Consider the following 13,956-nt stretch of genomic DNA (forward strand, 5'->3'; position numbering starts at 1 on the left):
GCTTACGATGGGTCAGCAGCATCCGCAGTTTTTGACTGCGCAGCGTCTTCACATGCACCGGACGGTAAAGTCCCGCCCGCACCATTTGCGCGATGCCGCGCGCATCATTGCGGTCGGTCTTGTTGATTTGCGCCTTCAGCATCGCCTGCATGTGCCGGGTTTCGACACAAACCACCGGTAACTCAGCTTCGGCAAGAGCGCCGAACATCCACAAGCTGGGCCGGCCGATTACCCCATCTTTCGGCGCATAGCGGACATGGCCGCGCTTGTTGCTGGCTCGACCTTAGTCGCGAATGACCCGAAGCCGACGGTCTGGGATCGCTTCGAAGGTATCCATGATCGGCCATTGTTGTGCTATCCTGGCTGAAAGTGCTTACTGATCCTGGAGTACGGACGAGGCGACGAATCCTGGTCTTTGAGGCGCGGTCAGCCTTCCGACAAGCCAAAAACCAACGGCAGGGAAGGACATGCTTTTCTCTTTTGAAGACTATGTTCTGGATACAGATCGCCGCGAATTGCGCCGGGGAAGCGCCGTAATCGCGGTCCAGCCCCAGGTCTTTGATCTTCTGGAATACCTCATCAACAACCGCGAGCGCGTCGTCACCAAGGACGACATGCTTGATGCCATTTGGGGCGGGCGCCTCGTGTCGGAATCGGCGCTGACAACCCGGATCAATGCGGCACGGACCGCGCTTGGCGACAATGGAGAAGAGCAGCGACTAATCCGTACTCTGCCCCGCAAGGGGATCCGCTTTGTGGGAGTGGTGCGAGAAGTGCATGAATCCCCCAACGCTAGTGCGGTTTCCGCTACTGTGAACGACTTCAGAGAGCCTGTTGTTCCTCCCCAGGAACGACCGGTCATCGACGCGCGTCGTCAGCTCACGGTCGCATCATGTGAACTAGTGCATGGGGGCGACACTGCACGAATGGACCCCGAGGATTTGCGCGATATCATGCAGGCCTACCATGACTGCGTCCTTGCGACGAGCCGGCGACATGATGGATTCATCGCAGCCCGCTCACTCGCGAACCCGGTCCTGATCTGTTTTGGTTTTCCGGTCGCGCACGAGGACGATGCGGAGCGAGCAGTGCGGTGCGGGCTGGAACTCATCGCGGAAGTAAAAGCACTGGCATCATCACCACCCTTGCAGGCTCGGATTGGGATTGCAACCGGCGTCGTTGTGGTCAGCAGCCTGGAGGGCTCGCGAGACGCTCGAGAGTACAACGTTGTCGGCGAGACGTCGAACCTGGCAGCGCGCCTGCAAAGTGTCGCCGAACCGGGTTCGGTGATCATCGCTGACAGCACGCGAAGGCTTCTCGGCAATCTCTTTGAGTTGCAGCACCTGAAATCAAGACGCCCAAAGGGCGCCGCTCAACCGGTGTTGGGCTGGCTGGTCCACCGAACAAACCCCGTGGAGAACCGCTTCGAAGCGCTGCGTACGACAGCTTTGACGCCCTTGGTGGGCAGGGAAGAGGAAATGGATCTATTGCAGCGCCGCTGGGCCAAGGCAAAGGCCGGCGCCGGCCAGGTCGTGCTGATCTCAGGCGAGGCCGGCATCGGCAAATCGCGGCTAACGGCGGAGCTCTTGGAGCGTATCGCCGCCGAGCCACACACGCGCCTGCGTTACTACAGTTCGCCGCAACACGCCGATAGCGTGCTTTATCCGGTCATCAGCCGAATCGAGCGCGCCGCCGTATTGACTCACAACGATACAACGCAAACAAAACTCGACAAGCTTGATACCCTGCTCGCCGAGACCCTGACCTCAGCTCACGATGCGGGACTTCTCGCCGAGATGCTGTCACTGCCAAATGATGGCCGCTATCCCACGTTGGAAATGCCGGCGCCACAGCGCCGCGAAGCAACATTTAGAGCGCTGATAACGCAGGTAGAAGCCTTGGCGCGCCGAAATCCGGTTCTGATGATCCTGGAGGATGCACATTGGACCGATCCTACCAGCCTCGAAGCATTTAGTCGGATGGTTGACCAAATCGGGAAGCTTCGCGTCCTGCTAATTGTGACATTTCGACCGGAGTTCGATGCGCCATGGATTGGACGTCCGCAAGTAACGCTTATCACGCTCAATCGGCTGGCGCTGCATGACGTCGACGCCATAATTGACCGTGTTGTTGGCAACAAGTTGCTGGCCCCAGGTAGTCGGGAGGAAATCATCGAGCGGACCGATGGCATTCCACTCTTTGTGGAGGAGATGACGAAAGCTGTGCTCGAGGCGGACGATGAGAAAGCGCAAGAGCGAACAATCGCTGCAGCCCCTCAGCCGGCGCTGGCGGTTCCCGCAAGCTTGCATGCGTCGCTGATGGCGCGACTCGACCGGCTAGGTCCCGCATTGCTAACAGCACAAACTGGCGCAGCAATTGGGCGCGAGTTTTCTCATGCTTTATTGGCCGCGGTGATCCCGGAACCAGAGGCTGCTCTGACTGGCTCGCTTGATCGCCTTATTCAGGCCGGATTGCTGTTTCGGCAGGGCGTTTCCCCGCACGCGACCTATTTTTTCAAGCATGCGCTCGTGCGTGATGTCGCCTATGGAACGCTCTTGCGCGAGCCGCGTCGGGCGCTTCACGCTCGCATCGCCAAAGTGCTCGAGAGTCTGTTCGCGGAAGTTGCCGAAAACCAGCCGGAGGTGCTGGCTCGTCACTACGCGGAGGCGGGGCTGATCGAGGAGGCCGTGCGGCAATGGGGCAAGGCGGGGCAGCGGTCGTTGGAGCGTTCGGCTCTGATCGAAGCTGCGGGCCAGCTCAGGCGTGCGCTGACCCAGATTGCGACCTTACCGGCTAACCCGACGTTGCGACGTGAGGAAATCAGACTGCAGGTCGCGCTAATAAATGCACTCGTCCACGTCAGTGGATTTGCCTCGGATGAAACCAAGGCGGCCGTGGAGCGCGCTCATCTGCTGATCGAACAGGCCGAGGCCCAGGGAGAGCCTCCCGAAGATCCTCTGGTACTCTTTTCGGTTATCTATGCCGCCATGGTTCCAAGCTTCGTGACTTTTAACGGCGACGCTCTGCGCGAAGCTGTCGCTCAGGTCCTTGCGGTGGCCGAAAAGCAGGCGCAAACGATGTCGCTTACAATCGCTCATCGCACGGCGGGCGTTTGCCTGATGTGCACTGGAGACCTGAGGCAAGGCCGTGCCCATCTCGATCGCGCGATTGCAGCCTATGATCCCGTTGCGCATCCGCCGTTGGCCACACGTTTTGGCCAGGACAGTCGGGTGGCGGCTTTATGCTATCGAGCGATAGTGTTGTGGCTGCTCGGCTATCCGGATGCGGCTATCGCAGACGCCAACGAGGCGCTCTTCCACGCGCGCGGGATCGGACACGTTGCCAGCTTGATTTATGCACTGAGCATTACAAGCTTTAGCCACCTGCTCTGCGGAAACTACGTGACAGCGAACGCGCAACTGACTGAAGCCGTCGCGCTTGCCGAAGAAAAGGGAGCCCTGTTCTGGAAAACGACGGCAACTGTGCTCAGCGGTTGCGTATCATCCGCAATTGGCAATGCCTCGGACGCTGTCGACATCATCAGCTCTGCGGTAACTGCATTTAGATCGACCGGAGCAACAGTTTGGATGCCTTCTTACCTTTTGTATTTAGCGAGGGCGTACGCGGAGCTTGGCCGATTTGAAGATGCCTGGCGCTGCACCGGCGAAGCAAGGGCCATAATCGGAACGAGCAAGGAAACCTGGTTTGAGGCTGAGATCAATCGGGTGGCCGGCGAAATAGTTCTACGATCGCCAAATCGGGATCCAGAAAATGCGGAGGCCTGCTTCGAACGGGCGCTAACAGTTGCGCGCAAGCAGCAAGCGAAGTCTCTAGAACTGCGTGCCGCGATGAGCATGGCGAGGCGTCTTCGCGATCAGGACAGATGCCATGCGGCTATCACCCTTCTTTTGCCGATCTACGAGTGGTTCAGCGAGGGCTTCGATACAGTCGATCTGAAGGGCGCCAAGGCACTGCTCGCTGAGCTTCGCCAGTAGCACGAATAAGCCTACCTTAAGAAAATGATAAGCTTTTCTTAAGGTGGAGATCGCCGCCACGGTTCCGCTGGAGGCAAAAATAAAGCCCGTCTTAAGAGAAAGATAAGCCACCCTTAAAGCGGGGATTGCCGTCCTGTGCCATCTCTTGTCTGCTGACCGACATGGCTCGTCGCGCGCCAGGCTCCACAAAGCAACGGTCTCGGTTCTCAAGAAGGTAAGCGGAAGAAGCGATAAAAGGCACCAGGAATGTGCAGTTTCACGACACGAGATGGCGTCGAGATATACTACAAGGACTGGGGCGCCGGTCAGACCATCGTATTTAGTCATGGCTGGCCGCTCAGCTCAGACGCCTTCGAAGACCAGATGTTTTTCCTTGCGCAACGTGGTTTCCGCTGTATTGCGCACGACCGGCGCGGCCATGGCCGTTCCAGTCAGCCATGGAACGGCAACGATATGGATCATTATGCCGACGACCTCGCGGAGCTGCTGACGCATCTCGACCTGACGGACATCGTCCTCGTTGGGCATTCCACGGGCGGAGGCGAGGTCGCGCGCTACATCGGACGGTACGGGACCAAGCGTGTTGCCAAGGCCGTGCTGGTTGGCGCAGTGCCCCCCATCATGTTGAAGTCCGCGAAGAATCCCGCCGGTACACCAATTGAAGCGTTTGATCAGCTTCGTGCCGGCGTTCAAGCCGATCGGTCACAGCTGTGGAAGGATCTCAGCATGCCATTCTATGGTTACAATCGTCCGGATGCGACGATTTCGGAAGGCGTGCGGGAGTCGTTTTGTTTGCAGGGAATGATGACGGGAATGCCGGCAAGCTATTTTTGTATCAAGGCGTTTTCCGAAACGGACATGACCGAGGATCTGAAGAAGATTGATGTGCCAACTCTGATTTTGCACGGAGACGACGATCAGATCGTGCCGGTCGGCGATTCGGCGATGCTGTCCGTTAAGCTCATAAGAAACGCGACGATCAAGTTAATCCCGGCCGCGCCGCACGGTATGTGCACGACGCACAAGCAGCAGATAAATGATTGCCTACTTGCCTTCATCAACGCGCGGTAGGAAGGTAACTATGCACGAACGCTCAGCCGGCCATTTCTCGATCGATCGGCCTACTCGGCCGCCGGAAGCGTTTCGTTCAACGGCCTGTCCATCAATATGCTCGAGACGAGCGGCAAAGGATGAAGCCCACTTCTCCAAGCTGTTTGAGGAGATTTGCCATGCTAGTGGATCGACACTTCTTGCGACCGGAGGGAATTGTGAGCTGCTCTGACGGCCAAGTGCGAACGCAGACCTCAGCAGAAGTCGCGCGCGCCTATAATGCTCACATGCATGAGATCATCGACGCGATCTCCGCTCTGGTCCTTGGCGCGCACGCCGGGCTAAACTGGCTACGCGCTCAACCCCTAAATGAGAAGGAACTCCAGAAAACGCTCGATAGTATTGTTAGCGATGGTAATCGGGCATGCGAAATCGTCGTTCGACTTCGAGCGCTCATGAATGAAGTGCCGAACGCGGATGAAGTTCCTGCTCTAAAACAGCCAAACCTTAGTCCGCCTTACGCTCGAAAGAATGGGGTGTTCAGGTCGACAGAATAGGAACTAGAAACGCATGGTCGGGTTAAACCCTGTACCGAGACCAGCAGCAATGTCTGACGCAAACTCCACCGTCTTGGTCATCGACGACGATCCGAATTTCCGCGCTTCGGTCGGGCGCCTGTTACGATCGCTCAGCATCGATGTTCAGTTATTTGCGTCGATTTCCGAGTTCCTCAAGTCCGATCCGCCGGATTGCCCCACTTGTTTGGTGCTCGACGTCAGATTGCCCGACCAAAGCGGCCTAGATCTTCAACGTGAGCTGGCTGCGGCAAACAGGGAAATTCCGATCATTTTCGTCACGGGGCACGGCGACATACCAATGTCCGTACAGGCAATGAAGCGGGGTGCCATAGAGTTCTTGACCAAGCCGTTTCGCGATCAGGATCTTCTCGACGCCATTCAGCTCGGCCTGTCCCGCGATGGTGCACGGCGAAAAAACGAGACAGACCTGGCCATCCTAAGGGAGCGCTTCGGGTCACTAAGCCCGAGGGAGCGCGAGATTGTAATTCAGGTCGCTCGCGGCCGCCTGAGTAAGCAGATTGCCTACGACATCGGCATCGCCGAGGCCACTGTGAAGGTGCATCGCAGTAGAGCGATGCAGAAGATGAAGGCCAGTTCGCTTCCCGAACTCGGTCGAATGGCTGACAGGCTCAGGCTGGTGCCCGACACGCTGCATCGCGCGTGAGCTTTTTTCCTCTTTTCCGTGATATTCTCGCGCTTCCCCTTCCATAGTCCTCACTATCCGCGGCCGTCTTCGAACTCCTTGGTGCTGGCTCGCTTCCGCGGCGCGGCATCCTCAATCAGGATGAACTATCCGCTTGGACAGGTAGAGTGAACTGAAAAACCGCCCCGTGGGGCACGTTCGCCCCGGCCCACAATCGGCCGCCGTGCGCTTCGATGATCGAACGGCAGATCGACAGGCCCATCCCCAAACCGCCAGGCTTCGTTGTGTAGAAGGCGTCGAAAACGTGATCGAGAGTATCCGGCACCAGTCCCGGACCCGAATCTCGCACCCCTACGAGCACGCGGCCCGGGTCAGCCTTCCGGCTGCTGACGAGCAACTCTCGCGTCCCGTCGCTGGCGCCGCTCATAGCCTCGACGGCATTCACGATCAAATTGAGGATCACTTGTTGCAGCTGTACCCCGTCGCCCTCAATGAGCGGCAAGCCGTCCGCGAGGTCTGCCTGCATTGAGATGCCGTTCTTCACCCATTCGCCGCGGGTGAGTTCAATCACCTCGCGGATACCCGCGTTGATGTCCAAGCACTCTTTCCGGGGCGGCGCCTTCTTGATGAGCCCGCGGATCCGGTCGACGATCTCGCCTGCTCGATGGCCCGTCTCAACGATAGCCTCGAGCGTCTCGCGCACCTCCTCCAGTTCGGGTGGTCGACGAGCTAGAAAGCCCAGGCCGGCCTGGGCGTTGGCGACCGCCGCGGCGATCGGCTGTTTCACTTCATGGGTGATCGAGGCCGAGAGCTGACCCATGGTGGCGACGCGGTTGGCGTGCGCCAGCTGCATCTGCACCTTGCGGAAGGCCTCTTCGGCGCGCTTACGCTCGGTCAGATCGAGCACGAATGCGACGCCCTGGTTACCGCCCTCTTCAAACGTTGCCCCACCAATCAGCACGGGCACACGGCTACCGTCTTTTCTAATGTATTCTTTTTCGAATGGCTCGAACCGGCCGCTACTTTTTTGCTGTTCGATTCTTGCGTTATTCCTGTCGCGCCAGTCGGGCGGCGCTAGGTCCGCCCACCTTATGCGGCCCGCAACCAAGTCTTCGCTTTCGTAGTTCACCATGCGAAGAAATTCGTCGTTGGCCTCAAGAATGCGACCTTCGAAATCCCAGATGAAAATTCCGATGATGTTGGAATCGACCAGGCGCCGGATCCTGGCCTCCCGCTCCTGGAGATCATTGTACAGACGGGCGTTCTCCAGCGAAATCGCCGCTTGCGACGCCAGCAGTTCCAGAACCGAGATCCGGGAGGGCGTGAACACGTGCGATGCAAGATTGTTCTCGAGATAGAGCGCCCCGATCAGCTTGGCCTGTTTCAGCAACGGCAGGCAGAGAAGCGACCGTGCCTGTTTGCGGCCTATGTATTCATCTTCGGCAAACGCGTTCTCCCCGCGGGCGTCATCCAGGATCACTTGGCTCTGAGTGCGGATGACTTGCTCAAGGATCAGCACGGACAATTCCGATGGCGTCACCGGCGTTCCGAGAAGACGGACCCTGACGCCATCGCGACCGCTCGTCGCTTCCGCCTCGATCTGGTATTGGCCGCCGTGCGGAAGAATCAGGAGGCCGCGGTCGGCCCCGGCATGCTCGACGGCAATAACCATCAGCGTCTCGATCAGCTTCTCGAGGACGATCTCGCCGGCCACGGCCTGCGACGTCTTGATGACCGTGGCGAGATCGAACTGCTCGACAGGCGCCTCGATGGTCGGTTTCGGGGCCAATGGTGCCTGTCGTCGGACCCGGGCGTGGCTCTGGTCGAGCTGAGTGACCTTGGCCCAGGCGCCCCAGCGGACGTAGCAGTCGCGGGCCTCGTCCAGATAGGTATCTGCCACCTTTTCGAAACCGCGCAGGCGGTAGAATCGAGCTGCCAATTCGCTGGCGAGCGCCTGGTCTTGGAGGAAGCCGCGCTCCGCGGCCGAGCGGATTGCCTGCTCGTACAGCCGCATGGCCTCGATTTCTCGTCCTTCGAGGCGTGCCCATTCCGCCGAGACCAAGGAGTGTTTATGCGCGAACGTCGCCGGGCAGCTCTCCGCCCATCGCTGAAACGACCCCAGGTGTCCAATGAGGTCCTCGCGAAGCTCTGCCCGTCTCTCCGGCGAGGACGCTGGAAAGACTGCGGCGATAGCGAGAGAATGATAAAGACAGTAGTCCATCGACTGAAGATTGAGACGGGCCGACCAGAGAATCGGCTTCGCCTTGGCGGCAAACTCGAGGGCTCTCTCCGCGTTGCCCAGTAAAAAGTGCCGCTGCAATTGCAGGATCCAATGAAAGCAGGCAACGAGGGCGACGCCGCCCCGGAGCACCCGCGCTTCGAGCGCCGTCGAGTCGAGGGGCGCGCTGCTCCCCGCTCCGCCGCGAAGGCTTTGGACGAAACCCTGGATGCTCAAAATGACCAGCTGGCCGAATTTGTATTTGCGGACGAAATCCAGGGCGCCTGCCGACTCGAGCCACACCTGGTCGAGAGGATCACCGCGCGCCATCAGATCCGTGAGGCGATGTTGACGGTTGTAGCAGGCGTAAACCATCTCGCCGGTTTCCCCGACGGCTCGGATCGCGGCCTCGAGGCAGGTCAGAGCGTCTTCGATTGGACGCGTCCAGAGGACCGCCATTTGCATGAGGAAATGTGCGCCCGCCTTTTGCGCGGTGAACCCATATCGTTCGGCAACTGCGACCGCTAACCGTGCAAAGGCCTCCCCGTCTGCGAAGCGATGGAACGCTGGACCAAGGATTACGGCGATCGCGCCGTAGCCGATCGCGGAGTGCTCGCTTGTGCCATGGCGACAGGTCAGCTTGACCATCCAGCAAGAAATCATCTGGAACAGATCGCCGTCGGCGTGATAAGCCAATTCGCCTAATGAACTGAAGAGCTTCATGACGGCCCGCATCTCCGGGTCGTCCATCATCGGCAGGTCGACCAGGCTCTCGATCGGGCGCTCGCCGAGGGTCCGGCGCATCTCCTCGTATTCTGCTCGCACTTGTTCCGGCGTCGGCGAGTCCGGCAGATCGACGCCGAACGTTCGCAGGCATTCGAGCGCCGTGCGGACCGCCGGGGCGTAGTTCCCTTGCCTCAATTGAAGAAGCATGCGCAAGCGACAAATCTCGGCGTGATCGATCTTCGATCGCGCTTTAATCAGCAACGCCTCGACGAGTCCCGCGGCCTGCTCCAAGTTCGAGCTGAGAATCTCGCATTCCGCCCGTTCCAGGAATAGGCCCAACGTCAAGTCATAGGATCTTTGCCACCCTTCGTCCGACAGAACGGCGATGCCTGCTGCGAGGTAGTTGGAGGCCGAGGCGTAGGCGGTCGAGGCTTTCGCCTTCCGCCCTGCAAGAAGATTGAGTTCGGCCGCAAGCACCTTCTCGGGCCACTCGGAAATGAGCGCCGAGCCCGAGTTCAGCTGGTTGACGAGATCGAAGATTTTCTCCGCGATCCTCTCCTGCGCTGTCTCCGCGACAAGAAGACGTCCGATCCGCAGATGGAGTTCGGCGCGACGTTCCGTCGGAATGAGCGCATAGGCGGCTTCCTGAACCCGATCATGCAAGAAGCGATAGCTTCCCTCCCGGGGGAGGACGGCGCCGGCGCGGACCGCGTCGCGAAAACCCGCATAGATCGCTTCCTCGGATCCGCTATGTAGCTTTGCCAAGGTTGCAAAGTCCGCGTGATTGCCTAAGCAAGCGAGCAGCTTTAGCGCTTCCTGAGCCTCCGGAGGGAGACGGCGCAACCTGCCGATCATCAGGTCCACCGGATTGTCGCTGAGCTTCTTGTCGACGATAGCGTCTAAATCCCACGTCCACGACCGCGAGCGAGGATCGAACTCGACCAGCCCTTCTTCCGTCAGGCTGGTGAGGAACTGCCCGGCGAAGAACGGATTGCCGCTGCTTCTCCTGTGCACCAGTTCAGCGAAAGGCCGCATCTCGTCTGGCGCATGCCGCAAGGTGTCGCACAGCAATTGGTTGACGTTGTCGACCGAGAGTGGGCCGAGAGCGATCTGATCCAACCTCGCACCGGCCCGGCGCAAGGCCTCCAGCTTGAGCATCAGCGGATGGGCCGAGTCGACCTCATTGTCGCGATATGCGCCGATCAGCAACAGGTGCCGCGTGTCGGGATGGAGGAGGAGATATTCGATGAGCGTCAGCGTCGCCGGGTCGAGCCATTGTAGGTCGTCGACGAAAATGACGAGCGGGTGTTCCGCCCTCGCGAACACGCCGACGAACCGCTGGAATACGGTCTGAAACCGCAGTTGGGCGTCGAGGGGCGAGAGGTCCGCCACGGTCGGCTGTGGGCCGATCAGTCGAACGAGGTCGGGAATGAGGTCGGTCAGCAGGCGGCCCTGATTGCCGACAGCTTCCTTGATCGCGTCTCGCCAGCGGGCGATGTTGTCCGTGTGGCCGTTCAGTAGCTGTTGAATCAGTCCCTGAAACGCTTGAGCCAATGTCGAGTGGGGCGTGTCCCTGAGGCGCAGGTCGAATTTTCCTGAGATGAAGATGCCGCGAGGCAGCACGATAACCTTGTGCAGTTCGTTGACTACCGACGACTTGCCGATGCCCGAATAGCCAGAGACCAGAACGAGCTCCGAGCCGCCATGCATCACGACGCGGTCGAAGGCGGCGAGCAGGGTGGCGATCTCGCCCTCGCGTCCGTAGAGCTTCTCCGGGATCATCAACCGCTCCGACGCGTCCTGCAGACCTGGCGGGAACGGGTCGATCCGGCCGATCGACTCCCAGGCGGTGAGGCACTTGCGGAGATCCGCCTCGACTCCTGCGGCGGTCTGGTAGCGCTCCTCGGCGGTCTTCGCGAGAAGCTTCATGACGATCATCGAGAGTGGAGCCGGCACCGCGCTTGCAAGCTCGCCCGGCGGGACGGGCTCTCGCGCGATGTGACAGTGGATCAACTCGATCGGGTCAGCGGCGGTGAAGGGCAACGCGCCGGTCAACAGCTCGTAAAAGGTGACCCCCAGCGCGTACAGGTCGCTTCGGGAGTCGACCGAGCGGTTCATCCGGCCAGTCTGTTCCGGCGCCATGTAGGCGAGCGTCCCGGCGATCACCTCCGGCGGCGCGGGGGTTTGATGCTCGCGCAGCAGACGCGAGGCAATGCCGAACCCTGTCAGCCACACACCGCCGCTTGCCGCGTCCACAAGGATATTTGCCGGCTTGATGTCCTTATGGATAAGGCCTCGCTCATGCACTTGGCGGAGCGTCGCCGCGAGAGGGATCGCGATGCGCAGGAAATGCGATACGTCAAGCGGCCGGCCAAGCAGCCGATCGAGCGGCGCACCGCCGGGATCCTCAAGAACTAGCGTCGTGCGATCGTTGTAGCGCGTCAGCGCGACTGGTCGTGCCGCCCAGTTCGCGTCGAGTTCGGCTTTGAGCGCATATTCGTGTTCAAGCCGCTCGACGCAACCGAGCGAGGTTTCTTCCGCGGCTACCAGCAGGATCGGCGCCAAGCCGTTGCCGGAGCCGCGGTAGAGAGCGATGTCTCCCTCCGTCAGCGGCGCAAATACGTAGCTCAAGAGCTCATTCACGAGGACCTCCTGCCAGGAGGACTGCTTTAGTACATTGATTAGGTTACGTTTGCTCCGGCCCGTCAATCCAAAAACAGACGCTAAACATGCGATCTATCACGATCGGTGCTCTACCATGGCTAAACGATGACGAGAACGCGCTGCCATTTTGCTCACAAAGCCGAGATGCTTTATCGAGAAAGAATGCCCCGACGAAGTGATCGACAACTGACTTCCCGTTGATGGCAGCTTTCGGAGTGCTACCTGATCGTGCTGCTAATCGATGAACGGCCGGAAGAAGTCACGGACATGCAGCGTTCGGTGAAGGGCGAAGTCGTCTCATCGACTTTCGACGAACCGGCCGTGCGCCACGTTCAGGTCGCCGAAATGGTGATCGAGAAGGCCAAGCGCCTGGTCGGGAGGGTGCCGAAACCGCTAAAGGCACATTGGTCTTGCCGAGGAGGACAGCGCCCGCGCTCTTTATCCGGGAGACGATCAGGGCGTCTTCCTTCGGGATAAAGTCCTTGAATTTTGGATTACCAAACGTCGTCGGCAGTCCTGCGACGTTGAAAGATTCCTTGACCGTCATCGGAATGCCGAGCAGCGGTCGCCGCTCGGCGCGGGCTAGGGCGGCATCCGCCGGCCTGGCTGCCTCGCGCGCCCGCTCGAAGTCGCGAATCACGATAGCGTTGAGACGTCCGTCCAAGGCTTGAACTCGCGCGATTGTGTGCTCCACGAGCTCCGATGAAGAAATCTTTCGCGCCTGTAACGCCTGAACGAGCTCTTTGATCGTGCGGTAGTCCCATTCGGAGGCGGATATGGAATCAATCTTTTGTGCCGCGGTTGTCGAAATCGCCCCGGTGATCGCAGCCGCACCGCCGTCTGGCGTCGACCTCGATCCATCATGACCCGCGCTTTCTCATGATCACCTGCCATGACCGCCAATCACGGCCTCACAGAAGGTCACGCTCGCACCTCCAATGATAATAATAACTCTAAATCTGCTACCTTGTCTTTCAGGCCTAGGTCAGCTTCTGGCAGATTTTGTTGCAGAAGTCGGCGACGACAATGGCGGGACAGCGTCGAGGACGAGGCTGTTGAAGCGGTGGTCTGCGATCTGCTGCACCGGAAGCGGATAATTGCTTCCGATGCGCCTGGGCTACGCGGGATCTACGCGAAAGCACTCCGGTGCAGCCGGCGGCGGTCGCACCAAAAGCTTGGCGAGCCGCTTCAGGTTCTGAGCGATAGCAGCCAACGTGAACTCGAACTGGGCACCCATTGGGCCCCGTAAGCGCAGCCGGCCGAGCCGGAGAATGCGCTTGAGATGGGCGAACAGCATCTCGACGCGCTTTCGATCACGGCGAGACTGCTCGAATGCTTCGGTCTTTGCCACTGCGCGGGCAACATCGCGGGCTGGCTCGTAGAGGCTGCGCGGGATTCTGCGCACCGGCGCCTTCGGACAGCACTGCGGCTTGAGCGGGCAGCCTCGGCAATCGCGTGCCCTGGGCCGGTAGTAGAGTGTCTCCCCATCGCTGGCCAGCTTGCCAGTCGTCGTCAAAACCTTGCCAGCCGGGCAGATGTAAACGTTGCGCTCTTTGTCGAAGGAGAAGTCTTCGCGGCTGAAGGTCCCGTCCTCTCGCTTCGACTTGTCATTGACCGGGATGTGCGGCGTTATCTTGGCTTCGTTGACCAGCCAGTCGAGGTTGGCACCCGAACCGTAGGCCGCCAGCGAGCCGTTCGGGCTTGATGGCGAAGCGCTGCTCGGTGCGCTCGATCATGGTTCGGGCCGCGCCAACCTCGGCCTGGCGGATGGCGCGGGTTGCCTCGACATCCATGATGATGCCGACCTTCACGTCGATGAGGTAATTGTTGGCGTAAGCGAAGAATGCCGGGCCCTTGTGAGCTCCGGTCCACTGGGCCGCCGGATCGGATGGCGAGACGAACTTCGGGACGACGTCGCTTGCGGCGCCCCACGCCGTATCTGACCCATCGACGAATAATGAGATGCAAGCTCGCTGCGAAGCCAGGACAGATCGAGAGCAGCATCGATCTTCCGTACCAGATGATCTTCGGGAACCGCGTCGCTAAGATGAAACTCGTAGAACAATTGACATTGGTCACTCT

General features: G+C 59.8%; 4 protein-coding genes and 4 pseudogenes. 4 read left to right on the forward strand and 4 right to left on the reverse strand.

From position 1 onward, the window contains the following. Nucleotides 1-226: pseudogene (locus tag VNX23_RS13325) on the reverse strand (IS110 family transposase); the annotation flags it as partial. 241 nt (nucleotides 227-467) lie between these two features. Here VNX23_RS13325 and VNX23_RS13330 point away from each other — a divergent pair. The 3 genes from VNX23_RS13330 to VNX23_RS13340 all read left to right on the forward strand — a co-directional run bounded on the left by VNX23_RS13330 (nucleotide 468) and on the right by VNX23_RS13340 (nucleotide 6,287). Continuing rightward, nucleotides 468-3,995 carry an AAA family ATPase gene (locus VNX23_RS13330; protein ID WP_325630686.1) on the forward strand — a complete coding sequence of 1,176 codons (3,528 nt, stop codon included), beginning with the start codon at nucleotides 468-470 and terminating at the stop codon, nucleotides 3,993-3,995. A 246-nt stretch (nucleotides 3,996-4,241) separates the two neighbouring features. Then, nucleotides 4,242-5,066 (forward strand): alpha/beta hydrolase, encoded by an 825-nt coding sequence (locus VNX23_RS13335; protein ID WP_325630688.1) that lies wholly within the window; start codon nucleotides 4,242-4,244, stop codon nucleotides 5,064-5,066. 585 nt (nucleotides 5,067-5,651) lie between these two features. Continuing rightward, nucleotides 5,652-6,287, forward strand: a complete 636-nt coding sequence (locus VNX23_RS13340; protein WP_325630690.1) for a response regulator transcription factor — start codon at nucleotides 5,652-5,654, stop codon at nucleotides 6,285-6,287. 115 nt (nucleotides 6,288-6,402) lie between these two features. On the opposite strand, the gene VNX23_RS13345 is transcribed toward VNX23_RS13340, so the two are convergent. Continuing rightward, a complete protein-coding gene (locus tag VNX23_RS13345) occupies nucleotides 6,403-11,853 on the reverse strand; it encodes a trifunctional serine/threonine-protein kinase/ATP-binding protein/sensor histidine kinase (RefSeq protein WP_325630691.1) in 5,451 nt (1,816 codons plus the stop codon). A gap of 234 nt (nucleotides 11,854-12,087) precedes the next feature. Here VNX23_RS13345 and VNX23_RS13350 point away from each other — a divergent pair. After that, a pseudogene (locus VNX23_RS13350) lies at nucleotides 12,088-12,249 on the forward strand (transcription termination factor Rho); the annotation flags it as partial. A 13-nt stretch (nucleotides 12,250-12,262) separates the two neighbouring features. Here the strand turns inward: VNX23_RS13350 and VNX23_RS13355 are convergent. Together VNX23_RS13355 and VNX23_RS13360 are read right to left on the reverse strand one after the other, a co-directional pair. After that, nucleotides 12,263-12,652: pseudogene (locus VNX23_RS13355) on the reverse strand (amidase family protein); the annotation flags it as partial. A 339-nt stretch (nucleotides 12,653-12,991) separates the two neighbouring features. Then, nucleotides 12,992-13,859, reverse strand: a pseudogene (locus VNX23_RS13360) (transposase); the annotation flags it as partial. Nucleotides 13,860-13,956 lie beyond the last annotated feature (97 nt).

The sequence above is a fragment of the Bradyrhizobium sp. genome (genome assembly GCF_035570375.1).
Classification (GTDB): domain Bacteria; phylum Pseudomonadota; class Alphaproteobacteria; order Rhizobiales; family Xanthobacteraceae; genus Bradyrhizobium.

Bases quoted from the DNA above. Each gene is read 5' to 3' on its own strand.
- VNX23_RS13340 (WP_325630690.1), top strand. From the start codon at position 5,652: ATGTCTGACGCAAACTCCACCGTCTTGGTCATCGACGACGATCCGAAT.
- VNX23_RS13330 (WP_325630686.1), top strand. From the start codon at position 468: ATGCTTTTCTCTTTTGAAGACTATGTTCTGGATACAGATCGCCGCGAA.
- VNX23_RS13335 (WP_325630688.1), top strand. From the start codon at position 4,242: ATGTGCAGTTTCACGACACGAGATGGCGTCGAGATATACTACAAGGAC.